Annotated in this window: 22 protein-coding genes; 11 read left to right on the top strand and 11 right to left on the bottom strand. The window is 72.1% G+C overall.

Annotation, left to right across the window (positions count from 1 at the left end):
* Positions 1-8 precede the first annotated feature (8 nt).
* The 6 genes from HDC37_RS02240 to HDC37_RS02215 are packed head-to-tail and all read left to right on the top strand — an operon-like array spanning position 9 to position 7,380.
* Positions 9-1,703: a lysylphosphatidylglycerol synthase domain-containing protein gene (locus HDC37_RS02240; RefSeq protein WP_179558749.1), complete on the top strand. Its 1,695-nt coding sequence runs from the start codon at positions 9-11 to the stop codon at positions 1,701-1,703.
* Positions 1,700-2,722 carry an ABC transporter substrate-binding protein gene (locus tag HDC37_RS02235; protein WP_179558748.1) on the top strand — a complete coding sequence of 341 codons (1,023 nt, stop codon included), beginning with the start codon at positions 1,700-1,702 and terminating at the stop codon, positions 2,720-2,722. The genes HDC37_RS02240 and HDC37_RS02235 overlap by 4 nt, the downstream gene beginning before the upstream one ends.
* Positions 2,712-3,452, top strand: a complete 741-nt coding sequence (locus HDC37_RS02230; RefSeq protein WP_179558747.1) for an ABC transporter ATP-binding protein — start codon at positions 2,712-2,714, stop codon at positions 3,450-3,452. The genes HDC37_RS02235 and HDC37_RS02230 overlap by 11 nt, the downstream gene beginning before the upstream one ends.
* Positions 3,449-5,026: an ABC transporter permease gene (locus HDC37_RS02225; protein WP_179558746.1), complete on the top strand. Its 1,578-nt coding sequence runs from the start codon at positions 3,449-3,451 to the stop codon at positions 5,024-5,026. Before HDC37_RS02230 ends, HDC37_RS02225 begins: the two co-directional genes overlap by 4 nt.
* Complete coding sequence (locus HDC37_RS02220; protein ID WP_179558745.1) at positions 5,023-6,126, top strand: glycosyltransferase family 4 protein; 1,104 nt, start codon at positions 5,023-5,025, stop codon at positions 6,124-6,126. The genes HDC37_RS02225 and HDC37_RS02220 overlap by 4 nt, the downstream gene beginning before the upstream one ends.
* 42 nt (positions 6,127-6,168) lie before the next feature.
* Complete coding sequence (locus tag HDC37_RS02215; protein ID WP_179558744.1) at positions 6,169-7,380, top strand: glycosyltransferase; 1,212 nt, start codon at positions 6,169-6,171, stop codon at positions 7,378-7,380.
* 18 nt (positions 7,381-7,398) lie between these two features.
* Here HDC37_RS02215 and HDC37_RS02210 read toward each other — a convergent pair whose 3' ends face one another.
* Genes HDC37_RS02210 through HDC37_RS02200 form a run of 3 tightly spaced genes read right to left on the bottom strand, consistent with a single transcriptional unit; the run spans position 7,399 to position 12,192 of the window.
* Positions 7,399-8,388: an NAD-dependent epimerase/dehydratase family protein gene (locus HDC37_RS02210; protein WP_179558743.1), complete on the bottom strand. Its 990-nt coding sequence runs from the start codon at positions 8,386-8,388 to the stop codon at positions 7,399-7,401.
* The gene (locus HDC37_RS02205; RefSeq protein ID WP_179558742.1) at positions 8,385-11,162 is read right to left on the bottom strand and encodes an alpha/beta fold hydrolase; all 2,778 of its coding nucleotides are present in this window, start codon (positions 11,160-11,162) and stop codon (positions 8,385-8,387) included. The genes HDC37_RS02210 and HDC37_RS02205 overlap by 4 nt, the downstream gene beginning before the upstream one ends.
* Before the next feature lie 7 nt (positions 11,163-11,169).
* Complete coding sequence (locus HDC37_RS02200) at positions 11,170-12,192, bottom strand: 3-oxoacyl-ACP synthase III (RefSeq protein WP_308472054.1); 1,023 nt, start codon at positions 12,190-12,192, stop codon at positions 11,170-11,172.
* Between the two features lie 168 nt (positions 12,193-12,360).
* Between HDC37_RS02200 and HDC37_RS02195 the strand changes: the two genes are divergently transcribed.
* On the top strand, positions 12,361-12,693 hold the full coding sequence (locus HDC37_RS02195; protein ID WP_179558740.1) for a DUF3140 domain-containing protein: 333 nt from the start codon (positions 12,361-12,363) through the stop codon (positions 12,691-12,693).
* Here the strand turns inward: HDC37_RS02195 and HDC37_RS02190 are convergent.
* Positions 12,662-13,699 (bottom strand): glycerophosphodiester phosphodiesterase family protein, encoded by a 1,038-nt coding sequence (locus HDC37_RS02190; RefSeq protein WP_179558739.1) that lies wholly within the window; start codon positions 13,697-13,699, stop codon positions 12,662-12,664. The genes HDC37_RS02195 and HDC37_RS02190 overlap by 32 nt on opposite strands.
* 132 nt (positions 13,700-13,831) lie before the next feature.
* Here HDC37_RS02190 and HDC37_RS02185 point away from each other — a divergent pair, with 132 nt between their 5' ends.
* The 3 genes from HDC37_RS02185 to ligD all read left to right on the top strand — a co-directional run bounded on the left by HDC37_RS02185 (position 13,832) and on the right by ligD (position 16,690).
* Positions 13,832-14,758, top strand: coding sequence for a Bax inhibitor-1/YccA family protein (locus HDC37_RS02185; protein WP_179559092.1), 927 nt, complete (start codon positions 13,832-13,834; stop codon positions 14,756-14,758).
* A 365-nt stretch (positions 14,759-15,123) separates the two neighbouring features.
* Complete coding sequence (locus HDC37_RS02180; protein WP_179558738.1) at positions 15,124-15,426, top strand: helix-turn-helix domain-containing protein; 303 nt, start codon at positions 15,124-15,126, stop codon at positions 15,424-15,426.
* A 25-nt stretch (positions 15,427-15,451) separates the two neighbouring features.
* Complete coding sequence (gene ligD / locus HDC37_RS02175; RefSeq protein WP_179558737.1) at positions 15,452-16,690, top strand: non-homologous end-joining DNA ligase; 1,239 nt, start codon at positions 15,452-15,454, stop codon at positions 16,688-16,690.
* On the opposite strand, the gene HDC37_RS02170 is transcribed toward ligD, so the two are convergent.
* Positions 16,687-17,196 carry a TetR/AcrR family transcriptional regulator gene (locus HDC37_RS02170; protein ID WP_179558736.1) on the bottom strand — a complete coding sequence of 170 codons (510 nt, stop codon included), beginning with the start codon at positions 17,194-17,196 and terminating at the stop codon, positions 16,687-16,689. The genes ligD and HDC37_RS02170 overlap by 4 nt on opposite strands.
* Positions 17,197-17,288: 92 nt before the next feature.
* Here HDC37_RS02170 and HDC37_RS02165 point away from each other — a divergent pair, with 92 nt between their 5' ends.
* Positions 17,289-18,005 (top strand): MBL fold metallo-hydrolase, encoded by a 717-nt coding sequence (locus HDC37_RS02165; RefSeq protein WP_179558735.1) that lies wholly within the window; start codon positions 17,289-17,291, stop codon positions 18,003-18,005.
* Positions 18,006-18,198: 193 nt separating this feature from the next.
* On the opposite strand, the gene HDC37_RS02160 is transcribed toward HDC37_RS02165, so the two are convergent.
* From HDC37_RS02160 to HDC37_RS02135, 6 genes are all read right to left on the bottom strand, one after another.
* Positions 18,199-18,786 carry an ATP-dependent Clp protease proteolytic subunit gene (locus HDC37_RS02160; protein ID WP_179558734.1) on the bottom strand — a complete coding sequence of 196 codons (588 nt, stop codon included), beginning with the start codon at positions 18,784-18,786 and terminating at the stop codon, positions 18,199-18,201.
* Positions 18,783-19,412, bottom strand: a complete 630-nt coding sequence (locus HDC37_RS02155) for a ClpP family protease (RefSeq protein ID WP_179558733.1) — start codon at positions 19,410-19,412, stop codon at positions 18,783-18,785. Before HDC37_RS02155 ends, HDC37_RS02160 begins: the two co-directional genes overlap by 4 nt.
* A 529-nt stretch (positions 19,413-19,941) precedes the next feature.
* Complete coding sequence (locus tag HDC37_RS02150; protein WP_179558732.1) at positions 19,942-21,330, bottom strand: glycosyltransferase; 1,389 nt, start codon at positions 21,328-21,330, stop codon at positions 19,942-19,944.
* 168 nt (positions 21,331-21,498) lie between these two features.
* The gene (guaA, locus tag HDC37_RS02145; RefSeq protein WP_179558731.1) at positions 21,499-23,079 is read right to left on the bottom strand and encodes a glutamine-hydrolyzing GMP synthase; all 1,581 of its coding nucleotides are present in this window, start codon (positions 23,077-23,079) and stop codon (positions 21,499-21,501) included.
* Positions 23,076-23,612, bottom strand: coding sequence for a DUF3817 domain-containing protein (locus tag HDC37_RS02140; RefSeq protein ID WP_179558730.1), 537 nt, complete (start codon positions 23,610-23,612; stop codon positions 23,076-23,078). Before HDC37_RS02140 ends, guaA begins: the two co-directional genes overlap by 4 nt.
* Positions 23,613-23,699: 87 nt before the next feature.
* Positions 23,700-24,488, bottom strand: a complete 789-nt coding sequence (locus tag HDC37_RS02135) for an SDR family NAD(P)-dependent oxidoreductase (RefSeq protein ID WP_179558729.1) — start codon at positions 24,486-24,488, stop codon at positions 23,700-23,702.
* Between the last annotated feature and the right edge of the window lie 24 nt (positions 24,489-24,512).

Below are 24,512 nucleotides of genomic sequence, written 5' to 3'. Positions count from 1 at the left end.
GTCGAGGTATGACCGTCGCCCGTGAGAGCACGGCCACGGGAGCACCGCACGCCGCGGCCGGTCACCCCGACACGGCCGAAAATCGACCCGCCGTGTCGCGATTCGCGCCCCTCACCCTCATCTGCCTCGGCGCCGCGATGGCCGCGAGCCTGGGCATCGGCCTTCCGATCGAGGCGATCCTGGCCGCCGCAGGGGCTCTCACCCTCGCGCTCGTCGGGTCGACCGTCGCCCTTTCGCGCCACCACCCGTTCGCCCGCCTCGGCGGCGCGAACGTGGTCACCCTCATCCGGCTCACGGTCGTGGCCTTCCTCCTGGCCGTCCTCTTCGCCGGCGGCGGTCACCCCGTGGCCGTCATCGCGGTCAGCATCGTCGCACTCAGCCTCGACGGTGTCGACGGCTACCTGGCCCGCCGCCAGGGACTGTCGTCGCGATTCGGGGCGAGCTTCGACATGGAGGTCGACTCGGCGTTCGCCCTGGTTCTCGCCCTCCTCGCCTCCCTCGGGCCGGCGGGGCCCATCGCGATCGCCCTGGGCCTTCCCCGCTACCTCTTCGGCGCCGCGGCGCTGGCATACCCGTGGCTGAACGGCCCCATCAGCCCCCGCTACAGCCGCAAGGTCATCTGCGTCCTCCAGCTCGTCGCCCTCATCGCGCTGCAGTTCCCGTTCCTCCCGACCCCCGTCGCGATTGCCATCGTGATCGTCACCGCGGCGCTGCTGGCGTGGTCGTTCGGCGTCGACATCCGCGAACTGCGCCGGAATGCGGATGACTCGGGCCGGCCGGCCCTCATCCGCCTCGGCCAGGCCCTCATCACCGTGGCGATCCTCGCGATCGTGTGGCAGGTCGCCGGCGGGGTCGAGGTGCTCGGCATCCTGTTCACCGCGAACCCCTGGTGGCTGCTCGCCGCGTGCGTCCTCCTCGCCACCCACACGGTGCTCTCCGCTCTCCGCTGGCGGGTGACCGCCGCACCGCTCGGCATCGACCTCTCGGGCGGGCATGCGATCCGCGAGTACTTCCTCGCACAGCTCGTGAACACCACCCTGCCCGGTGGCGTGGTCGGAGACGCCGCCCGTGCCGCCCGCACCCGCCACCAGGCCACGCTCGGCCGTTCGGTGGGTGCCGTCGTCGTCGAGCGGGGGATCGGCCAGGTCGCACTCCTCGCGGTCTTCGCCGTCGCCTTCCTCGTCACCCTCTTCGCCTCCGGCGGCATCACGTGGCCGCCCGTCCTCGCCGCCGGCATCTGTGCCGCCCTCCTCGCCCTCGCGGTCGCCGGGCTCATCCTCGCCCTGCGCCTGCGGTTCGCCCCGCCCGCCCCCGGCTCGCGGCTCGGCCGCCTCGTCGACGGCACCCTTCGCAGCCTCGCCGCTCCGGGCGTGCTCCCCGCCCAGGTGCTCCTCAGCGCCGGCGCGACGGTGTGCATCCTCGCGGCGTTCGCATGCTGCGCTGCCGCGGTCGGTGCCCCGCTACCCCTCGGCGCGGTCTTCGCGGTGGTGCCGCTCGTGCTCTTCGCGATGGTGCTGCCGTTCTCGGTCGGCGGCTGGGGTGTGCGCGAGGGGGCTGCCGTCGCGCTGCTGCCGATCGCCGGCCTCACCACCGCCCAGGCCTTCGCCACCAGCGCCGCCTTCGGGCTGATGGCCCTCGTCGCCTCGCTCCCCGGCCTCACCCTCGTCTGGACTCGCCGCCGAACCCTGGAGACCACCACATGACAGACCGCAAGACCCTCACCCGCCGCACCCTGCTCGGCGCCGGCATCGTCGGTGTCGCCGGCATCGCGGCGGCCGGCATCGGCCTGAGCACGCGTCCCGGAGGCCTGTTCGGCGGCGGAGACGCCGCGCGCGCGGCATCCCTCCAACTGTCGTGGCTGCACTCGGTGCAGTTCGGGGGCAGCTACATCGCGCAGGACCGCGGCTGGTACGAGGGTCTCGACGTCACCCTGCTGCAGGGAGGACCGAACGCCCCCGTCGAACCCCCCGTCGTGTCGGGGTCGGCGCTCATCGGCATCTCGGCCGCCGACTACACCGCCGCCGCCGTCGCCGAGGGGGCGCCGTTCAAGATCATCGGCGTCGCGATGCAGAAGAACCCGTTCGTCATCGCCTCCCTCCCGGGGAACCCCGTCAACGAACCCGCCGATCTCGTCGGCAAGCGGATCGGCATGGCTCTGGCGAACACGCCCGTGCTCGAGACCCTCTGCACCCTGAACGACGTCGATGTCGACGGCATCGAGGTGGTGCCCACGCAGTACTCCGCGCAACCCCTCCTCGCCGACGAAGTGGATTGCCTGCTCTGCTGGGAGACTGACCTGCCCGTCGCGATGACCGTCCAGGGCGTGGAGAGCGTGACGATGCTGATGGCCGACTACGGCTACGCGCTGCATTCGCAGACCTACATCGCCACCGAGGAGAGCCTTGCGAACCGGCGCGCCGACCTCGTCGCCCTCATGCGCGGCGAGGTGCGCGGATGGGACGAGTACCACGCCGACACGAACGCGGCGGCCGCCCTCACGCTGGAGATGTTCCCCGACGCGGGTCTCGACCTGGAAACGCAGGAACTGCAGGCCGAGCGGCAGGTGCCGCTGATGTTCTCGGAGGTCACCGACGAGAACGGCTTCGGCTGGTGGACGGACGAGTCCGTGGCGCAGAACCGCGAGACGCTCGCCCTGCTCGGTCAGAACGTCCCCGCCGACCTCTGGGATCGGTCGGTGCTGGAAGAAGTCCATGGCAGCTGAGCCCCGGGTCCTCATCGAGGGCGCAGGGAAGGTCTACCCCGACGGGCTCGAGGCGGTCGCCCCGCTCGATCTGGAGTTCGCGGGCGGCTCGACGACCGCTCTGGTGGGGCCATCGGGATGCGGCAAGTCGACGCTCCTGCGGATGATCGCCGGGCTCGAAGACCCCACCTCCGGGTCGATCACGATCGACGGCGACTCGCCGCACGCGGTCGCCGAGCGCGGCGAACTCGCCGTCGCGTTCCAGGACCCTTCGCTCCTCCCCTGGCGGAGCGTTCGTCAGAACGCCGCTCTCGCGCTCACCCTCACCCGCCGCGACGCCGACCCGGCAGCGATCGACCGCATGATCGCACGCGTCGGCCTGGAGGGCTTCGGCGACGCCCGGCCGGCGGCACTATCGGGAGGGATGCGGCAGCGCGCCGCCATCGCCCGGGCGCTCATCACCGAGCCGCGCCTGCTGCTCCTGGACGAACCGTTCGGCGCGGTGGACGAACTCACCCGGCAGGACCTCATCGCCGAGCTCCCCCCGCTCTGGCGGGAGCGCGGCACCACGACGCTGCTCGTCACCCACTCCATCTCGGAGGCCGCGCGCCTCGCGGACCGCATCGTCGTGCTGAGCCCGCGCCCGGCGCGGGTGGTGGCCGACATCGCGGTAACGCGGGACGACGATGCGGCGTTCGACCGGGTGGTCGCCGCGGTGACCGAGGCGCTCTCGCGGTCACGGGCGGCATGACGACGGTCACCACGACACGCGCCAGGGCCTGGCGCGACACGGCGATCGCCGTCGTCCTGCTCCTGGTCGTGTGGGAGATCGCGGCGCGCCTGCTCACCTCGGCCTTCGTGCTCGCCGCGCCCAGCGAGGTCGCCGCCGCCCTCGTCACCCAGGCGGGGCTGCTCGGGCGTGCCCTCCTCGTCACCGGCCAGGCCGCCCTCGCCGGATTCGTCCTCGGCAACCTCGCCGCGATCGCCCTCGCCGCCCTCGCCGTGCTGCTGCCCGCGACCGAGCGGGTGGTCACCGCCGTGGCGCTCGTGGTGTTCTGCCTGCCGCTCGTCGCGACCGGACCGGTGCTGCGCGTCATCCTGGGCCCGGGCGACGGCCCGCAGGTCGTCCTCGCGGCCCTCGCGGTGTACTACACCACGATGATCCCGCTCCTCGTGGGGCTCCGCGCGGCCCCCGCGACCTGGTTCGACCTCGTCCGGTCGTACGGGAGGGGCGCGGGTGCGGCGCTCGTCCACGTGCGTGCCCGGGCGAGCCTGCCCTACCTCATCGCGGGGCTGCAGATCGCCGCGCCCGCGGCGTTCCTCGGCGCGATGGTCGGCGAGTTCACCGGCGCGCAGAGCGGACTCGGCGTGCTGACGATCCGCGCGTCGCGCGACCTCGACATCCAGCTCACCTGGGCGCTCGCCACCGTCGCCACCGTCGTCTCGGTCATCGCCTATGTCGTGATCGGCGCGATCGGGCGCCGCTTCGTCACCGAGCGACCGCCGCTCATCCTCGCGCCCGTCCGCCCCCGCCTGCCACGGCGCGAGCGGGTGCGCAGCACCGCCGTCACCACGGTGGCCTTCGTCGTCGTGATCGTCGCGCTCTGGTGGGGAGGGATCGCGGTCACCGGGATCAGCCCGTTCTTCGCCCGGACGCCGGTGGACGTCATCCGCATCTTCGCCGGGGTCGACGACGGCGGCGAGGTGCGCGGCATCCTCTTCGCCGCCCTCGGTGAGACCGCAGTGCTCGCGGTCGCCGGGTACCTCGCCGGCCTCGCCGTCGGAGCCGTCGGTGCGATCGCCCTGACGCTCGCCCCGCGGGCGGCGACCGTGTCGATGCCGATCGCCATTGCGCTGCGCGCCGTTCCCATCGTCACGACGGCCCCCCTCGTCATCCTGCTCCTGGGGCTCGGTCCCGTCGGCGCGATCTCCCTCGTGGCGCTCATGGTGTTCTTCCCCACCCTCATCGCCTGCCTCGAAGGCCTCCGCCAGGCACCCGGCCAGGCGCTCGACGTGCTGCGCAGCTACGGAGCGCCCGCGCGGGTGCAGCTCGTGCGGGTGCGGATCCCTGCCATGCTCCCCGCCTTCTTCGCCGCCGCGCGCATGAGCGTGCCGGCCGCGGTGCTCGCCGTCACGGTTGTCGAATGGCTCGCGATCGGCACCGGCGTCGGCGCCGCAATGGCCCTCGCCGCCTCGCAGTCGGGCTACGACCTCCTCGCCGTCGCCGTCGTGGCCGTGACCGCGCTCTCCGCGCTCGGGTATGCCCTGGTGGGGCTCATCGAGTCGCGGGTGCTCCGCGTCTACGCACCGGAGCAGCAGGCGTGAGCGCGCGCGCCGCCTTCGCCATCCCCGGCGACCTCGACACCGTCACCGGCGGGTACCTGTACGAGAAGCGCCTCCTCGAAGGGCTTCGCGAGATCGGTGTCGACACGGCGTACCTGCCGGTGGCGGGCTCGTTCCCCGACCCGTCCGATGAGGACGTGGATACCACGCTGGCGACCCTGCAGGAGGTCGACCCGCGGCATCCGCTCATCCTGGACGGCTTCGTGTTCGGGGCGATGCCGACCGCGGCGCTCGCGCGCGTGCGCGCACCCATCCTGGGGATGGTCCATCACCCCCTCGCCCATGAGGAGGGGCTGTCGCCCGAGCGGCGGGAGTACCTGTACACGAACGAGCGCGACAATCTGCAGCTCGCCGCCGCGGTGCTGGTGCCGAGTCCGCACACCGCACGCCTGCTCGTCGACGTGTACGGCGCCGACCCCGGGATGATCACGGTCGCCCGGCCCGGGACCGATCCCGCGCGGGGGGTCCGGCGCGACACCGATCCACCGCTGATCCTGTCGGTGGGGATCCAGCATCCCCGGAAAGGGCACGACGTGCTGCTGCGCGCTCTGGCGCAGCTGACCGACCTCGACTGGCGCGCCGAGATCGTCGGGACGCCGTGGGATGCGCCAATCGCCGCGACGCTGCCGCGGCTCTCTTCCGACCTCGGGCTCGCGGGACGGGTGCGGATCGCGGGCGGCATCGGGAACGACGAGCTCGATGGGCTGTGGGCGCAGGCCTCGGTGTTCGCCCTCGCCACCCGCTACGAGGGGTACGGCCTGGTGTTCGACGAAGCCCTCGCGTGGGGGGTTCCGATCGTGTCCTGCCGCACCGGCGCGGTGCCTGAGACCGTGCCCGCCGAGGCAGGGATGCTCGTGCCCCCCGGCGACCCCCAGGCATTCGCCGCCGCGCTCCGCGCCGTGCTCACCGATCACGAGCGCCGCGGCCGGATGACGCGCGCGGCGCGCGTCGCAGGCGCCACCCTTCCGTCGTGGCTCGACACCGCGCGCGTCGCCGGCGGGGTGCTCGAAGCCGTCATCCGCCGTTCACCCACCCCACGCTCTGCGTTCATCGACTTCGAGGCGCCGAAACCCGAGCATTGACCAACCGTTGTCTGACGGCTCGGATCGATGAGAGGCGCCACGATGACCGCACCCCTCCGGGTTCTGTCGCTGTACGAAGGGTTCTTCGCCGGAGGCGCCCGGGTGCTGCACACCGATGTCGTCGCGGGGCTTCACGGGCTGCCCGGGCTGCACGGAGGCACGCAGCATCACCGCGTCCTGTCGATCGCGGCGCGTGCGCGACGCGAGGCGACCGTGCAGAGGATGGCGGAAGACCCGCGCTGCCGACGCCTCGTCGCCGCGGGCGTCGAGGTGCGAAACCTCGGGCGCACGGCGGGCGACACGCCGCTCGGGCCCGAGGCCTTCTCGACGCGTCAGCTGCGTCGGGCGGCAGCGCTGATCGGGCAGGCCGACGTCGTGGTGTCGTTGAAGGAGCAGCCGCTCGGGCTCCTCCTCGCCCTCCGCGAGCGGGGCATGATGCCCGCTGTGCCCGTCGCCGTGAGCCTCCACCGCTCCGATCCGGGACACGCCGGCCCCGCTCGCGACTGGCTCGCCGACGCTGCCCGGACCGGGCTCGTCTCCACAGCGATCGCCTGTGCGGAGTCGACCCGCGACGCCTACCGCGAGGTGCTGGGGGACGGGGTTCCCACGCACGTCGTGGCGAACGGCATCGACACGGAGCGGTTCAGACCGGGGACGATGCCGGAGCGCGCAGCGATCCGGCGATCGCTCGGCATTCCCGCCGACGCGCCCGTCGTGCTCTTCGCGGCGCGATTCGACGCGATGAAGAACCCCGGGCTGTTCCTCCGAGCGGTTGCTGCGCACTCGCAGCGGCGGCCCGACACCCACTACCTCATGTGCGGGGCGGGGATGTCGGAGGCGAACGCCGCGTTGCGTGCCGCGTGCGGGGAGGCGGGTGTTGCGGCATCCTCCCGGATTCACGCCTTGGGGATCCGCGACGACATGCCGAACCTCCACCGGATCGCCGACATCGTGGCGCTCACGAGCGCCTTCGGCGAGGCGTCGCCGCTGTGCCTCATCGAGGGCGCGGCGTCGGGTGCGACGCCCATCACGACCGCGGTCGGTGACGCCGCCCGTGTCGTCGAAGGGTTCGGGGTCGTGACCGCACACGATCCGATCGAGATCGCCGGGGCCTGGGACCGGGTGCTCGCCGCGCGGCCGGTCCTCCGGCACCGGGCACTCGCGGCGCGGCCGCGCCTGTCCCGCGAGCGGATGATCGAGGAGTACCGGCTCGCGATCGAGTCGCTCGCGGTGCGGGTGCCGCTCGCGGCGTAGGTTCGCGCGCGGCGGGGGTCAGTGCGCGGCGCGGAAGTGCTCGGCGCGGAAGTGCTCGGCGAGGCGGTCGAGGCCCTCGTCGATCGACACCGTCGGTGCCCACGCGAGCGCGTCGCGGGTCTCGCGCTGGTCGAACCAGTGCGCCGTGGACAGCTGTTCGGCGAGAAAACGGGTCATCGGGGGCTCGTCCTCACCGGGCCGCACGGCCCAGATGCGCTCGACGACCGAGCCCGCAGCGCGCGCCACGCCCGCCGGAACGCTCCACCGTGGCGGCGCGACGCCGGCGGCGAGGCAGATGCCGGCGAGGAGCTCCCCGACGGCGCGGGGCTCGCCGTTGGTCAGCACGAACGCGCGCCCGTGGGCGTGCTCCGCCCGGACGAGAGCGGCGGTGATGCCGGTCGCGGCGTTGTCGATGTAGGTGGAGTCGATGAGCGCGGTCCCGCCGTTGAGCAGCGGCAGCCGTCCGGCGCGCGCTCGCGCGACGATGCGCTCCACCAGCTGCGGGTCGCCCGGCCCCCACACCAGGTGCGGCCGGATCGCCACGACCGCCATCCCGGCGCTGTCCCGCGAGAGGGCGAGGAGCTCGGCGGCGGCCTTCGTGCGGGCGTAGTCGCCGCGCGCATGCTCGGGCGAGGCGGGCTCTGCCCCCACCCCGGCGAGTGCCGACCCGGCATGGGCGACCGACGGCGACGAGACGAAGACGAACCGCGAGACTCCGGCCCGTTCGGCCGCATCGAGGATCGTGCGCGTGCCGCCGACGTTCACGGCCTCGAAGTCGCGCGGGTCGCCGGCGAGCGACACCTTCGCGGCGAGGTGGATGACGCCGTCCATGCCGTCGATCGCGCGCGCCGCGGCATCCGGGTCCGTCACCGACCCCAGGATGTCGTCGGCCGCGGCGACACCGGACGGGCGGCGCTGGAGGGTGCGCACCTCGTGATCCGCGGCGACGAGGTCGGCCGCCACGGCACCGCCGAGGAAGCCGGATGCCCCGGTGACGAGAACCTTCACGGCGCCGTCGGCCTCTCGCCGGAGAGCACGCGCTCCGCCCAACCCGACAGGCGGGTGCGGTCGATCTTGGAGTTGTGGCGGATGTCGGTGGGAAGCGCCGGCACGGCGAGCACGGCGACGAGCGGGGTGTCGGTCGCGGCCCGGATGCGGGCAGCGAGCTCCGGGGCGGCGAGGCCCGGGCCTTGCGCGGCCGGTGTCGTCTCGATCACGGCGACGGCCTGGCGGAGACCGTGCGGCCCCACCCCGACCACCGCCGCGCGGCGGACGCCGTCGACGCGCTCGATCTGCTGCTCGGGACCCACCGGGGCGAGCGGTCCGTCGGCGGTGACCAGCACGTGCGGCACCCGCCCCTCGACCCAGAGACGGCCGCCCTCGTCGAGGTGTCCGACGTCTCCGGTGCGATGCCAGCGGCCGCCGTCGTCGGGCGTCTGGCGCGAGGCCTCGCGGTCGGTGAGCCAGAGGCGGTCGTAGTGGTCCTTCAGGTGGGGGGCCGAGACGAGGATCTCGCCGAGGACGCCCGGGGTCTCGGCGGGGTCGCCGGTGGCGCGGCCGTCCGTCTCGAGGGCGCTGATGCGGATGCGGTTCTCGCCGATCGGGGTGCCGACGCAGACGCCGGCATCGGGAGCCTCGGCCGCCGCACGGATGCCGTCGAGGGTGATGTCGGTGACGAGCAGGCACTCGGTCATGCCGTACGGAGTGTGCGCGGTCGCGTTCGGCATCACCCGCGCGGCCGCGCTCAGGAGCGCCTCGCTGATCGGCGCCCCGGTGGAGAGGAACGTCTCCGCACCGGCGAGCGCCGCCCGGTCATCGTCGGTGAGGGCGTCGGCGGTGGCGACGACGTTGAGGATCGCCGCCGGCGAGAGAAAGACGATGCGCGCCTGTGACGCGCGGACGGCCGCCGCGACCGCGGACGCGGTGAGGGTGCGGGGCGCCGAGACGTCCATGTCGGGTGTCACCGAGAGCGTGCCGAGCGCGGGGCCGAGGAGAGCGAAGGGGGCGAAGCCGGTGACGAGGCCGGTGCCCGACGAGACGTCGAAATGCGCGGCGAGGATGTCGCGGAGCGCCGACAGCTGCCGGTGGGTGTAGGCGACCCCCTTCGCCGGGCCGGTCGAGCCCGAGGTGAAGAGGATCGCGGCGGGGTCGTCGGGGCCGGGGCTCGGCGGGAGGCCGGCTGCGGCACCTTCCCGCGTGACGTCGGCGAGGCTGTGCCGGATGCCGAGGGCTCGGGCTGTCACGGCGGGGAGCGTCGGCACCGAGATGCGCAGGCCCGGCCAGCCGAGAACCCGCGCGGCGGTGAGGCCGGGGAGTTCCCCGATGACGACGTCGGGCCAGGCGCCGCGCACGGCGCGGGTGAGGCCCCTCACACCGAGACCGGCGTCGGCGACGACGACGACCGCGCCGATGCGCAGGCACGCGTAGATGATCGCCGTCAGGGTGGGGCCCGGGGGGACGAGGAGAGAGACGCGGTCGCCAGCGCGCACGCCGAGGGCGGTGAGCCCCGCGGCGAGGGTGCGGACACGGTCGTCCAGCTGCCGCCAGCTCACGCGGCGGACGACACCCGTGGCGCCCATCTCGATGACGGCGGTGACGTCGTCGTCGCGGCGCGCGTCGAGGCGTTCCCAGAGCGGGGTCCACGCGGCATCCATTCCGCCGGCGGCACCCTGCGCTTGCACGCGCGCGGCGTCCGCGTCCCGCGACCGCACCCCGCCGCCGGCGGCACCCTGCGCCTCCACCCGCGCGGCGCCCGCGCCCTCCGCCACACCCACAGAATCGCGCGAACTCCCCACTTCTCCGGCGGAGGAGTGTGATTTTGACGCGATTCCGTGAGGCTCGGCGAGCCAGGTCAGCACGGCGGCGGCATAGTCGCGATCCTCGGCGATGAGGTGCCCGGCGCCTTCGAAGCGGTGGACGTCGGCCTGCGGCATCCGCTCGACCAGGTCGTCGAGGTACCGGTCGCTGAAGATCGGATCGCGAGGGCCCCAGAGCATCAGGGCGGGCACCGTCAGCCGGCTGACGCCGTCGGCGATCCGCTGCAGTTCGGCGAAGCTCGCATGGCGGGCGTCGACGGGGATGTCGGCGACGAAACCGCCGATAGCGCGACGGCGCTCGGCGGTGGCGTACGGTGCGCGGAAGGCGGCCTTCACCTTCGGAGTCAGCGCCGGGGAGGCGAGCGCCAGGGTGGTGTCGAGGAAGGCCGTGGTCTGCACCGTCGAGGCGGCGAGCACGCCCCGCGCACCGGCGAGGCGGAGCGGCGCGGGGATCGGCACCCCCTCGGGATGGTGCACGGCGGTGTTCAACAGCATCACCCCGGCGAGGAGCTCAGGGTGATCGACCGCCCACCCGAGCGAGATGACCCCGCCCCAGTCGTGCCCGAGGGTGACGACCGGGCCGGCGAGCTCCAGGGTGTCGGTGAGGGTGGCGAGGTCGAGCACGCGCTGCGCGAGCGGGCGGATGACGTCGGTGCGTTCGGAGAAGCCCATGTCGAGCTGGTCGACGGCGATGACCCGCCATGCGTGCTCGCCCGCCTCCGCGGCCGCGAACGAGCGCGCGACGATGCTCCGCCAGAGGTACGACCAGGTCGGGTTGCCGTGCACCGCGAGGATCGTCCCCCTCGGGGCGACGCCGAGCGTCTCGAGTGCGGGGCCGGTGTCCAGGACGTGCCAGGTGCGCGTCCTCCCCTCGTCCACCCCGCGGCCGGGAACGGCGATGAGGCGTGAGAACCGGGGGTCGAGTCCGGGAAGACCTTCGGGGGGCAGCGCGGCCGGCGACGTCACCGGTCCGTCACCAGGCCAGTTCCATCATCGCGGTGTTCAGCCCCGACCCGACGCCCATGAGGAGCACCCGGTCGCCGCGCTGGAGCGACGACTGCTGCTCGGCGAGGGTGATGGGGATCGACGCGGGTCCGACGTTGCCGTAGCGGTCGTACGTGACCGGCACCCGTTCGGGGTCGAGCTTGGCGGCCTTCACGATCGAGTTGGTGTGCACCGAGGAGACCTGGTGGGTGATGTAGCGGTCCATACCCGACCACTTCCACTCGGGTGCCGCCTCCTTCCACGCCGAGACGACCAGGTTGAGACCGCCTTTGAGCAGCGCCTTGGCGTCGGTGAACATGCCGTCGACGCTCCCCACGCACAGCTCATGGAACTGCGTGGCGGCGCGGGTCACCCCGCCGAGCAGCCGATGGCCCTCGGGATGCTCGTCCGCGCGGCCCAGTACCGCCGCCGCCGAACCCGAGCCGAGGGTGAGCGAGGCGAACTCGCTCATGAACCCGTCACGATCGGCGTTGGAGTTCACCAGTCGGTTGATGGTGTTGACCTGGATCTCGTCGGCGTCCTCGCCGTTGACGACGATCGCGTAGCGGATCTGGCCCGACTCGATCATGCCGGCGGCAAGGCTCATGCCGTTGACGAATCCGAGGCAGGCGTTGGCGATGTCGAAATTGATCGCCGAGGTGGGGAGTCCGAGGCCGTGGTGCAGGCGCACCGCCACCGAGGGCTCGAGGTGCTTGCGGGTCACCGAGGTGTTGATGAGGAGGCCCACATCGCCCGGGGAGACACCCGCCTCGGCGAGCGCCTTCGTACCGGCGGCGATGGTGGCGTCATCCGATGACTCGCCCGCGGCCCAGTTCCGGCGCTCGTTGACGCCCGCCACGCGGCGGAGCAGTCCGGGCTTCAGCCGCAGGCGGGCCAGAGCCTCGGAGAGGCGATCCTCGATGTCGTCGGAGGTGGTCACCCGGCTCGGGAGCACGCTCGCCACCGACAGCAACGACACGTTGCCGAACCGAGTGGTCGCATTTCCGGCCACGAAACCTCCGTTCGACGGGCTCGAGCACGCCCGTCGGTGAAACCAAAAGTCTACGCGGGGCGTATACGCACCTTGGCATGAGGCTCTCAGGAACCGGTTCGGGCTTGCATGTGCCAGCGCGGGATGCAAGGGGTTCATTCCCGGCGTGTGCCGACACACAATCGCGCCATGGACAAGGACGAGCAGAAGAAGATCGCGGATGACTTCGCCGAGGCCGTGAACATGACGACGCGGGAGCTGGAGAAGTGGCTCGACACCGATGAGTCGAAGGACGTCGGGCAGAAGGACGGCGGCGGCGAATCGACCGGTCACGCCTCGGGTCGGCGGATCGTGAAGATCCTCGAGAAGAAGAAGGCCGACCTCACCGACAGCGATTACGCGCACATGAAGAAGGTCACCGGGTACGTCTCACGGCATTCAGCGCAGCGCCCGAGCGGGGATGTCACCGAGACGTCGTGGCGCTACTCCCTCATGAACTGGGGCCACGACCCTCAGAAGTGAGGCGGTCGCGGAAGAACCGGACGCCGAGGTCGGCGTGGTCGACGAAGACGCCGTCCACGCCCGCGTCGGCGATGAGTGCCCACTCCCTCTCGTAGTCGCCGAACGCCGCCTTGCCGCCCGCGCCCCGGAACTGCTTCAGGAGGAAGGGGTTCTCGGGCCGGCACGTCCACGTGAAGACCTCGAGGCCACGCTCGTGGGCGTCGGCGACGATCCGCGAGCGGTCGCTGGCCCGGCCCAGGCGGTCGGGGGCCAGCAGCATCCGCTTGTCCACGCTGATGCCGTCGACGCGTCCGACCAGGCTGTCCAGGCCCCCCGGCTCGGCGATCGACGGATAGGTCGGGGCGTCCTCGCCGTGGGCGACCACGAGGTCGAACGGCTTCCCCGCCGCTTCGAGGAGATAGACGTAGCGGGCAGGGAGCCCCCGATCCTGCAGGGCGAACAGGATGCTGGACTCGAACGACTCCACGATGAGAGGCCATTCCCCCGCCGCCCACCCGGCCGCGCGCAGGTCGCCGTGGATGATGGCGGCGAGGTCGAAGCCGAGCGAGTCCATGTAGGTGGCGTGCTTGATCTCGAGGACGACGCCGATCTCGCGCCCCTGGGCGAGCGACGCGTCGCGGACGAGGTCGAGCACGTCGGTCAGGCGCAGCACCGGCTGACGGTCGTCGAAACTCGCGCTTGCAGGGCGCACCTCGGGCAGGCGCTCGCGGCAGCGGAGCGTGGCGAGCTCGTCCCAGATGAAGTCCTCGGTGAACCACCCGGTCAGGGCGATGCCATCGACCTCCTTCGTGGTGCGGCGATCGGCGAATTCGGGTCGCGCCGCGACATCCGTGGTTCCCGAGATCTCATTCTCGTGGCGGACGACCAGCACGCCGTCTTTCGACAGCACCACGTCGGGTTCGACGGCGTCGACCCCCATCTCGAGGGCCAGCGCGTAGGAGAAGCGCGAGTGCTCGGGACGGTAGCCGGGGGCACCCCGATGGCCGATGACGAGGGGGCGGCGCACGGTTTCAGGCTAGACGCTCAGCTCTGCTCATAGTCGCTTCACAGCACCCCACCTGCCGGGAATCGGGAAGGGTCCGATATCGTTGATTCACAGCACACCGCTGTGGCCCGAATACTTTGGAGTGTGAGAGCAGTGGCCCTCAACAACCCCGCATTCAACAATCCGGCGTTCCAGGACCCGCGCGCCGTGCAGTCATACCCGGGCGGTGCGCGTGCAGCAAGCCTGACTCCGCCGCCCGCCGACGCCGCAGGCTCCGCCTCGCGTGGTGGCGTCGACCTCGCCGCGCAGGCGCAGCTCGAAGGCGCCTTCGCCGGCCCGCCTGCCGGTTCGGTCGAGACCGGACGGATGACGATCGAGGACACCGTCGTCAAGACGGTGTCGCTCTTCGCGATCCTCCTCGTCACCGCCGCCGTCGGCTGGGTGTGGACGCTCGGCGGCCTCGTGCCGACGACCCCGAACGTCTCGGTGCTGCCGATGATCGTCGGTGGCCTCGCCGGGTTCGTCCTGGCGCTGGTGATCATCTTCACGTCGCGCAAGAAGGTCCGCCCCGCGCTGATCTTCGCCTATGCCGCGGCTGAGGGACTCTTCGTCGGTGGCATCTCGGCGTTCTTCGAGGTGCAGTGGCCGGGCATCGTCTTCCAGGCGACGCTCGCGACCCTCGTCGTGGTCGGCGTGACCCTCGCGCTGTTCGCCAGCGGCAAGATCCGCGCCTCGGCGCGGGCGACGAAGATCTTCCTCATCGCGATGGTCGGCTACCTGGTCTTCTCGCTGATCAACGTCGGCCTCATGCTGTTCAACGTTCCGATCGCGGGGGGCGCCTTCGGCCTGCGCAGCATGGAGATCATCCCCGGTGTCCCGCTGGGCCTCATCATCGGCGTCCTCGTCGTCATCATGGCGGCCTACTCGCTGGTGCTCGACTTCGACCAGGTGCAGCAGGGCGTTCGCAACGGCGCCCCGCGCCAGTACGGCTGGCTGAGCGCCTTCGGCATCATGGTCACCGTCGTGTGGCTCTACATCGAGATCCTCCGGATCCTCGCGATCCTTCGCGGCAGCGAGTAAGTCCACGCGGATAGCGCGTAGCGACCTCACTCGCGCCACGAACGGCCGGCCCGGTGCTCGGGCCGGCCGTTCCGCGTTACCTGCCCGGGCACGACTCGACCGTTTTACGGCAGCCGGGCGCGGGCCGTTGGCTGCCAGCACCGTCCCCCACAGAATGTGGCGTATCTCACACCGGATCGTCGAGATTGTGTGAACGTGGCGTCATTCTGTGGAGCCGGTGCCCGCGGCCACCGGCTCAAGGGCGGCAGCCACGGACAGGCGAGCCAGGCGAGGCAGAGCGGGCCCGGCCGGGCTCGCCGGGCGAGACGTTCTGCTGTGAGCAGAACGCGTGGCGCAGCGCGGCATCCGCTCTCTACCCTCGCTTCATGAGCGACCATCTCCCGCCCGAACCTCTGTGGCGCGATGCCCTCGGCGAGCGCCTGCGGCGCCTGCGCCACGAGCGCGGCGAGCGCCTCACCGACACCGCCCACCGTGCGGGGGTGTCGCCGCAGTATCTCTCGGAGGTCGAGCGCGGCCGCAAGGAGCCCTCGAGCGAGATGATCGCCGCCATCGCCGGCGCCCTCGACACCACGCTCATCGACTTGACGCTCGGCGTCGCCGACGATCTGCGGAGCGTCCAGAGCGTGCGTAGCACGAGCGTCCGCGGCGCGTTCGCCCTCGCCGCCTGACCCGCGCGCGAGTACGGTGGGCCGCATGGCCGCGAAGACACCGCCCGCGATCCTCGACGTCGACGGCGAGGAGGTGCGGATATCCAGCCCCGACAAGGTCGTCTTCCCCGAGCCCGGCATCACCAAGCTCGACCTCGTCGAGTACTACCTCACCGTCGCCGACGGCGCACTCCGCGGCGCGGGCGGCCGCCCGATGGTGCTCAAGCGCTTCCCCCGCGGCATCGACGCCGAGCCGTTCTTCCAGAAGCGCGTGCCCGAGAACCACCCGGCCTTCATCGACACCGCCACGCTGCACTATGCGTCGGGCACGTCGGCGGAGGAGGCCGTCATCCGCAACGCGGCCGGGCTCGCGTGGGTCGTGAACCTCGGATGCCTCGACTTGAACCCCCACCCGGTGCGCGCCGAAGACCTCGACCACCCCGATGAGCTGCGGATCGACCTCGACCCGATGCCCGGCGTCGAGTGGTCGCAGATCGTGGACGTCGCCCTCGTCGCCCGCGAGGTGCTCGACGACGTCGGGCTCGCGGGATGGCCGAAGACGAGCGGATCGCGGGGCCTGCACATCCTCATCCGCATCGCCCCAGAGTGGGACTACAAGCAGGTGCGCCTCGCCGCCGAGACCCTCGCGCGCGAGGTCGAGAACCGCGCACCCGGCCTCGCGACGGCGCGGTGGTGGAAGGAGGAGCGCGGCGAGAGCGTCTTCGTCGACTTCAACCAGAACGCCAAGGACCGCACCGTCGCCTCGGCGTACTCGGTGAGGCCTCGGCCCGACGCCCGCGTGTCGGCCCCGCTGTCGTGGGGCGAGGTGCGCACGGCCCGTCCCGAGGCCTTCACGGTGCCCACGATGCTCACCCGGTACGCCGAGATCGGCGATCCGCATGCCGGCATCGACGACGCCGCCGGGTCGCTCGACGGACTGCTCCGGCTCGCCGATGAGCTCGGGCCGGCCGAGAAGCCGCCGCGGGGCGGCGACGGCTCGGGGCGTCGGCAGTCGACGATGCCGCTCATCGAGGTCGCCCGCACGAAGACGAAGCCTGAGGCGCTCGAGGCGCTCGAGACCTGGAAGGCGCATCACTCCGGGGTGGCGGCGCAGCTGCATCCCGCCGACGTCATGATCGACGGCATGCGCGGGTCATCCTCCCTCTGGTACCGGGTGCGGGTGAACCTCCAGCACGTCGCCGAGGGCGAGCGACCCCCGCAGGAAGACCTCGTCGCCGACTACGACCCCTGGGCGGGGAAGGTCTGGCCGAAGGCCGAGCGCTAGGCCGCCCGGTCGAGCCCGGCGACGATGGTGTCGAGCCCGAAGGCGTAGGCCTCGTCGAGGTCACCGCCCAGGCGGAACGCGCCGGCGAGCTCCATCGTGAGGAAGCCCGTCGCCCACGCCGTGACGAGGCGGGCCGCCTCGAGGCTCTTCGTCGCATCGAGGATGGGGCCGGCGACGTCGCGGAACGCCCCCGCCGCCGCATCGGAGTCGAGCAGCAAGCGGAAGCTCTTGGGATTCGCATGGGCGAAGGCGCGGTACGCGTGGGCGAGCTCAGTGACGGTTCCGCCGGTGGCGGCGAAGCGGTGGGAGAGATCGGATGCCGCGTCCTCGGCCACGAGGCGGAGGAGTTCGTCCCGGTCGCGGACTCGCTTGTACAGGGAGGGCGCGCGCACGCCGACGCGTTCGGCCACGGCCTGCATGGTCACCCCCGCGGCCCCGCTCTGCTCGAGTAGTTCCCGCGCCGAGGCGACGATCGCGGGGAGGGTGGTGCGCTCGGGCGTGGGCATCGCGGCCTCCGGGGAATATCGGACAGCTATTGACGTTAGCCATGAAGGCTATGTACCGTAGCTATGGTAATCCACCTAGAGAGAAGACGGCAATGCGACTCGCCCCCCAGCTCCGCCGCATCGGCAACGACATCGTCGCGGCCTACCTCGTCGAGACCGCCGACGGGATCACCCTGATCGACGCCGGACTCCCCGGGCACTGGCGCGACCTGCTGCGCGAGCTTGGCGCGATGGGACGCGGCCTCAGCGACATCCGCGGGGTCATCCTCACCCACGGGGACAGCGATCACCTCGGTTTCGCCGAGCGCCTGCGGCGCGAGCACGGTGTGCCCGTGTACGTGCACGCTGCCGACGCGGAGCGGGCGAAGGGCGGCCCGAAGCCGCCGACGGCGATGGGTCGGAAGCGCCTCGGCGCCCTCGTCGGCTTCTTCCTCTACGCCGCGCGCAAGGGCGGGGCGCGTACCCGGCACCTCACCGAGGTCGTCGAGATCGTCGACGGCCAGGTGCTTCCCCTTCCCGGCGATCCGCGGATCGTCGCGCTGCCGGGCCACTCCCCCGGGAGCGTCGCGGTGTATGTTCCCGCGGTGCGGGCGGCGTTCGTCGGTGACGCCCTCACGACACGGTCGGTGCTCACCGGCGAGGTCGGACCGCAGCCCGCCCCCTTCACCGATGAGCCGGCCGAGGCCCTCGCCTCGCTCGACCGGCTCGCCGCGCTGGACGTGGAGTGGATCCTTCCCGGCCACGGCGCGCCCTGGCGCGGCCGGCCCGCCGATGCGGTGGCGGCGGTGCGGGCGGCGGCGTCTGCATAACTCCTCAGATTCGGGGGCGGGGGGCGCCGATCGGCTGGAAACGCGGGCTGCGCGAGGCGAATGAGAGGAGTTGCGCAGGTGAGTGCGAGGGCGGGCCTGTCCCTAACTCCTGCATTCCGGCGCCGGGCGTGGCTCAGCGACCGCAATCCGGTGCCCGACGACCCGAAATGCAGGAGTTGAGGACCCGCGGCGGCTACGCCCGCTCGAGGACCGTGTCGGCCAGGCCGTAGTCCACGGCCGCGGCAGCGGTGAAGACACGGTCGCGGTCGGTGTCGACGCGGAGTTTCGCCGCATCGACACCGGTGTGCCGCGCGAGGATCTCCTCGACTTCACCGCGCACCCGCACGAGCTCGTCGGCCTGGAGGATCAAGTCGGGGATCGCGCCGCGACCCTGACCGGCAGGCTGATGCAGCACGACGCGCGCGTGCGGGAGCACAGCCCGCTTCCCGGCGGCGCCGGTGGCCAGCAGCACCGCCCCGACGCCGATCGCCTGCCCGACGACGGTCGTCGCGACATCCGGCCGCACGTGCTGCATCGTGTCGTAGATCGCGAGCATCGCCGCGGGGTCGCCGCCCTCGCAGTTGATGTAGAGCTGGATGTCGCGCTCCGGGCTGTCGGCGTCCAGGTGCAGCAGCTGGGCGATGAGGGCGTTCGCGACGCCCGCGTCGATGGCGGTGCCGAGGTAGACCACGCGTTCTGCGAGAAGGTGCGAGTAGACATCCATGATGCGATCTCCCCGCGGATGCTGCGCCACCACGTTCGGGATCGTGTACCCGCTCACGCCGCCACCTCCGATGCGCTGACGCTGAGACCGGCCGGCCGCCGGCGGCGCGGCACGACCTGGTCGAAGCCGTCGACGATCCCGTCGATGAAGCCGTAGGCCTGCGCCTCGGCGGCGGTGTACCAGCGGTCGTGGAGCGAGTCGTCGAAGACCCGCGCCACGGGCTGCCCGGTGTCGTCGGCGATAAGTGCGAGGACGGTGTCGCGCGTGTGGCGGAGGTCGTCGGCCTGCATCTCCACCTCGACCGCCGACCCGCCGATGCCCGCCGAACCCTGGTGCATCAGCACCCGCGCATGCGGGAGGGCGCGGCGCTTGCCCTTCGTCCCGGCCGAGAGCAGGAACTGCCCGGCGCTGGCGGCCATGCCGAGGGCGAGGGTGGCGACGTCATTGGGGATCAGCCGCATCACGTCGCGGATCGCGAGCATGGCCGGCACCGATCCGCCGGGAGAGTGGATCCACAGGGCGATGTCGGCGGCCTCATCCTCGGCCGCGAGGGTGAGCAGCTGCGTGGTGAGCAGCGTGCCGTTGTCGTCGTCGAGCGCACCGTCGAGCACGAGCACCCGGTGGTGGAACAGTTCGCGTCGGGTCTCGGGACCGAACGCCGGAGGGCGGGGAGTGTCTGACATGCACTCATCGTGCGACGGATGCCGCGGGCCCGGCCGCCCGCGCCGCCCTGGGCAGATCGGCTCAGCGCAGAGTGGGGCGGCTTCTCCCCGCGTTCGCGCTTCCCTCCCCGCGCTCACGCGGGAATCCGCGCTCACGCGGCGCGGAAGGGGCTCTCCGCTCCGCGTGAAGACCGAAGATCCTCATGTAGGCGAGAAGCGTGGGCGCGCGGCGCGCGCGGCGCGGGCCGGACCGCTTTCCCGCGTTCACGAAGAGATTCGCGCTCACGCGGACCGGAAGGGGCTCTCCGATCCGCGTGAAGACCGAAAAGCCTCATGAAGGCGAGATGCGGGGCGCGCGAAGCGCGCGCGGCGCGGGCCGCACCGCTTCCCCGCGTTCACGAAGAGATTCGCGCTCACGCGGACCGGAAGGGGCTCTCCGATCCGCGCGAAGAGCAAAAATCCTCACGAAGGCGAGATGCGGGGCGCGCGAAGCGCGCGGGCGGCACCCATGGCGTGCGGCGCGAGGCGCGCGCGGCGCGGCGCGACGCGCTCACACCCGCCGGGACGGCCTCGCCAGCACGTCGCGCACCGCGCCGGCCAGCGCCGTCATCACGTGCTCGGGCTCGATGCGCCGCGCCGCCTCGACGGCCTCGACCGAGAGCCGGTGGCGCAGGTCGAGGTCGGTGAGCACACGCACCAGGGCCTGCGTCATCGCCTCGATGTCGCCGTTCGGCGCGAGCAGTCCGCCTCCGCCGGCGAGCGCCTCGGCCGGTCCGAAGGGTGCGTCATAGGCGACCACCGGGCACCCGCGCACCAGCGCCTCCGCCAGCGACAGCCCCTGGCCCTCGTGCCGAGAGGTGGAGAGGAACACGGCGGCGTGATCGAGCACGCGCTCCGGGTCATCCGTGGATCCGCGCAGCACCACGTGCGAACCGACTCCGAGCTCGTCGATGAGCGCCTGCACCTCTTCGCGCAGCGGCCCGTCGCCGTAGATATCGAGCCGCGCCTCGGGAAGAACACGGATGACGCCGGCGAACGCGCGCACGGCATGATCGACGCGCTTCTGGAACGCCAGGCGGTTGAGCATCACGACCTGGTTCGGATCGCGGCCGGCGAGCGGCGCGACCGCCGAGGCGGCGGGCACCGCGTTCGGCACGACGATGTGCACATCCGACGCCCCGAACCGCTCCTGGATCGCGTCGCGCTGCGCCACGGTGGGCCAGAGCACCGCATCGAAGCGCTCGGCGACGCTGAACCAGCGCTCCCACAGTGCGTTCGTCTCGGCGTCGAGCGTGTACGGCGGCTCCATGTGCACGGTGTGGATCGAGTGCAGCAGCCGCACATCGGGGTCGTCCCACCCGGCGAGCAGCTCGCCGAGCTGTCGCGACTCGCACACGACGATGACGGGCCGCGCCGGGTCACCCGCCCGAAGTCCTGCCGTCACATGTTCCAGCCACGCGCGGTACAGCGCACCGAACCCGGACAGGATGCCGCGCACCCGCCCATCCGGACCGTGCACGGCGATCGGGGCGGTGGTGATGTGCCAGTCGGGGTCGTCGGGAATGACGGGAAGCGACAGGGCCGGGCGATCGCCGGGCACCGCCCGGTACTGCAGGGCCGGATCGGCATCGCCGGGGCGCGCGGCATCGAGCAGCCACGCGGCGGCACCGCCATCCGCTCCGATCGCCTCGTCGAAGAGGTTCCGCATGCGGTCGACGCCGAGGATGAGGTCACGTCCGTCGAAGACGGCGCGGTGGTGCGCGTGCTCCTCGGGGGTGCCCGGATCGACGGTGAGGAGGAGCGGCCCTCGCCCGCCGTGCACGCCGGCGGCAGCCATCTGCCGCGCCCGCGCGAGGGTTGCGAGGGTGTACCCGCCGTCCCGGTCGGGGATCAGCCGGCTGGAGAGGATGACGTACTCGGCATCGGGGAAGACGGTCACCGTTCCATCTTCCTCTCGGGGCAGGCCGGGCGCACGGGAGGAGATCCGCTCACGGGAGGTCGCTCGCGCGCGATCGGTCCTCCGGTGCGTCGATCACCCCGCACACCGCAGGCAACCCGCACGCCGCCGGCACCCCGCACGCCGCCGGCACCCCGCGCCGGCACGGCCTCACTCCCACTCGATGGTGCCGGGGGGCTTGGACGTGACGTCGAGCACCACCCGGTTGACCTCGCGGACCTCGTTGGTGATGCGGTTGGAGATCTTCGACAGCACGTCGTAGGGCAGGCGCGTCCAGTCCGCCGTCATCGCATCCTCCGACGACACCGGGCGAAGGACGATCGGATGCCCGTAGGTGCGGCCATCCCCCTGCACGCCGACCGAGCGCACATCGGCCAGGAGCACCACGGGGCACTGCCAGATCTCCCCGTCGAGGCCCGCCTTGGTCAGCTCGGCCCGCGCGATCGCGTCGGCGTCACGCAGAATCTCGAGACGGTCAGCGGTGACCTCACCCACGATCCGGATGCCGAGGCCGGGGCCCGGAAACGGTTGGCGCGCGACGATCGCCTCCGGGAGGCCGAGCTCGCGCCCGATCGCGCGGACCTCGTCCTTGAACAGGGTGCGCAGCGGCTCGACGAGCTCGAACTGCAGATCTTCGGGAAGGCCCCCGACGTTGTGATGCGACTTGATGTTGGCCGCCCCCGTGCCACCGCCCGACTCCACGACGTCGGGATAGAGCGTGCCCTGCACGAGGAACCGGATCGGTTCGCCGTCGGCCGCCGCCTCGGCGACGAGATCTCGCTCGGCGGCCTCGAACGCGCGGATGAACTCGCGCCCGATGATCTTGCGCTTCTGCTCCGGGTCAGAAACCCCTTCGAGCGCGGCGAGGAACTGCTCGCGCGCGTCGACGGTGACCAGCCGCACACCGGTGGAGGCGACGTAGTCGTTCTCGACCTGCTCGCGCTCGCCCTTCCGCAGCAGCCCGTGGTCGACGAAGATCGCCGTCAGCTGGTCGCCGACCGCGCGGTGCACGAGCGCCGTCGAGACCGCCGAGTCGACCCCGCCCGACAGGGCCGAGATGACGCGGGCGCCGCCGACCTGGGCGCGGATCTTCTCGACCTGCTCGGCGATGACGTTGCCGCTGTTCCAGTCGGCGGGGAGGCCTGCGGCCTTGTGCAGGAAGTTCTCGAGCACCGCCTGACCGTGGTCGGTGTGCTTCACCTCGGGATGCCACTGCACGCCGTACAGCCGCCGGGCGTCGTTCGCGAACGCGGCGACCGGGGTCGCGGCGGTGCGGGCGAGCACGTCGAAGCCCTCCGGTGCTTTGGCGACCTGGTCGCCGTGGCTCATCCAGACGTTCTGCGCGGCGGGCTGGCCCTCGAGCAGCGTCCCCTCAGCGACGATCGTGGCGTCGGTGGCCCCGTATTCGCGGAGACCGGTGTGAGCGACCTCCCCGCCGAGGGCCTTCGCCATGGCCTGGAAGCCGTAGCAGATGCCCAGGGTCGGGACCCCGAGTTCGAGGACACCCGGGTCGAGAGCCGGAGCGCCGTCCTCGTACACCGACGAAGGTCCGCCGGAGAGGATGATGCCGACGGGCTCGCGCGCGGCGATCTCGTCGGGCGTAGCGGTGTGCGGCACGATCTCGCTGTACACCCCGGCCTCGCGGACCCGCCGGGCGATCAGCTGCGCGTACTGCGCGCCGAAGTCGACGACGAGGACGGGACGCTGCGACGTCTCGGTCTGTTCGGTCACCGGGTGCCTTCCGAAGCGGGGACGGTGGGAGATTCGGATGCCGCGGCCGCGGCCTGGGCCTCGCGCTCAGCGAGGTAGCGGCGGACCTCGCGAGCCACCCGCGCCTCCATGAAGAAGGACAGCAGCGGCACGACGCCGCCGAGGGCGAGGGTGATGAAGCGCAGGAACGGCCAGCGCATGAGGCTCCAGATGCGGAAGCACGCGAAGAGGTACACGACGTAGAACCAGCCGTGCGCGACGAGGATGAACAGGGAGATGTTGAACCCGTCACCCGTGGAGATCATCTCGCAGCTGTTCGTCGCGGGGAGGAACAGCGACCACCACAGGCAGTCGGCGCCGGCGATGACGGGCGCGAACCAGAGGAACCCGCCCGAGCCTCCCGCGAACAACTCGATGTGCAGCGGGGTGTACTTCAGGATCATCTCCGCGACGAGCAGGAGCAGGCCCACACCGGTGATGATCGAGCAGATCTGGTAGAAGGTCAGCGCTCCGCGGATCGCCGGAAACGAGGCGAGTTTCGGGGCACGCGGCATGTCCCGAGTCTACCGGCCGGTGCCCCCGGCCCGATTCGGATGTCTCGGTGCCGAACCAGGTGCGGGGGCGGCTCACACGGCTGCGGGTCACACGCGGGCGGAGACGATTCCCCCGTCGACGTCGATCGTCGCACCGTGCACGTATGCCGCCTCGTCCGACGCGAGGTACCGGACGGCGAACGCGATGTCGACGGGGCGTCCGGGCGTGCCCGCCGGAGATCCGGCGGTCATCGCCTCGAGGATCGCGGCGGCGTCGGCGTTCCCGGGGGTCAGAGTCGCGCCGGGGGCGACGGAGTTCACGCGCACACCCTGCGGGCCGTATTCGGCCGCCCACGCCTTCGTCAGATGGTCGAGGGCGGCCTTCGTCGCCGGGTACAGGCCCACCGCCGGGGTCCCCACGTTCGCCATCCACGAGGTGATGTTCACGACAACCCCCTCGCCGCGCTCGGCCATGGCTGGGGCCAGGGCCCCGACGAGATCGTGCGGAACGCGGATGTTGGTCGCCAGGAGCGCCGCGACATCCTCATCCGAAAGATCCGCGGTCGGTCCGACGGGGAAGATCCCCGCGTTGTTGACGAGGATGTCGGCCCGTCCGCCCAGGGCGTCGACGGCCCGCGCGGCGAAGTCCCGCGCGGCGGTGGGGCTCTCGGCCAGGTCGGCGATGACGACAGAGGCACGTCCGCCGCGCGCGCCGATGGCAGCGGCGACCGCCTCGGTGCGCGCTGTGCTGCGGCCGTGGACGACGACGTGGGCTCCGGACGCGGCCAGGACGTGGGCGATCGCCTCGCCGATCCCGCTCGAGGATCCGGTCACGATCGCCGTGCGGCCGGCCAGACGCTCGTCGCGGGGAAGGGTGGGGACAGAAGAAGAGGTCATGTCTCAAGACTCCTGCCCGACGAC

Origin of the sequence: Microbacterium sp. AK009 (genome assembly GCF_013410955.1) — a bacterium.
In the GTDB taxonomy this organism is placed as follows: domain Bacteria; phylum Actinomycetota; class Actinomycetes; order Actinomycetales; family Microbacteriaceae; genus Microbacterium.
The sequence above is the reverse complement of the archived record's forward strand: the minus strand, read 5'-3'. Positions and strand labels throughout refer to the sequence as shown.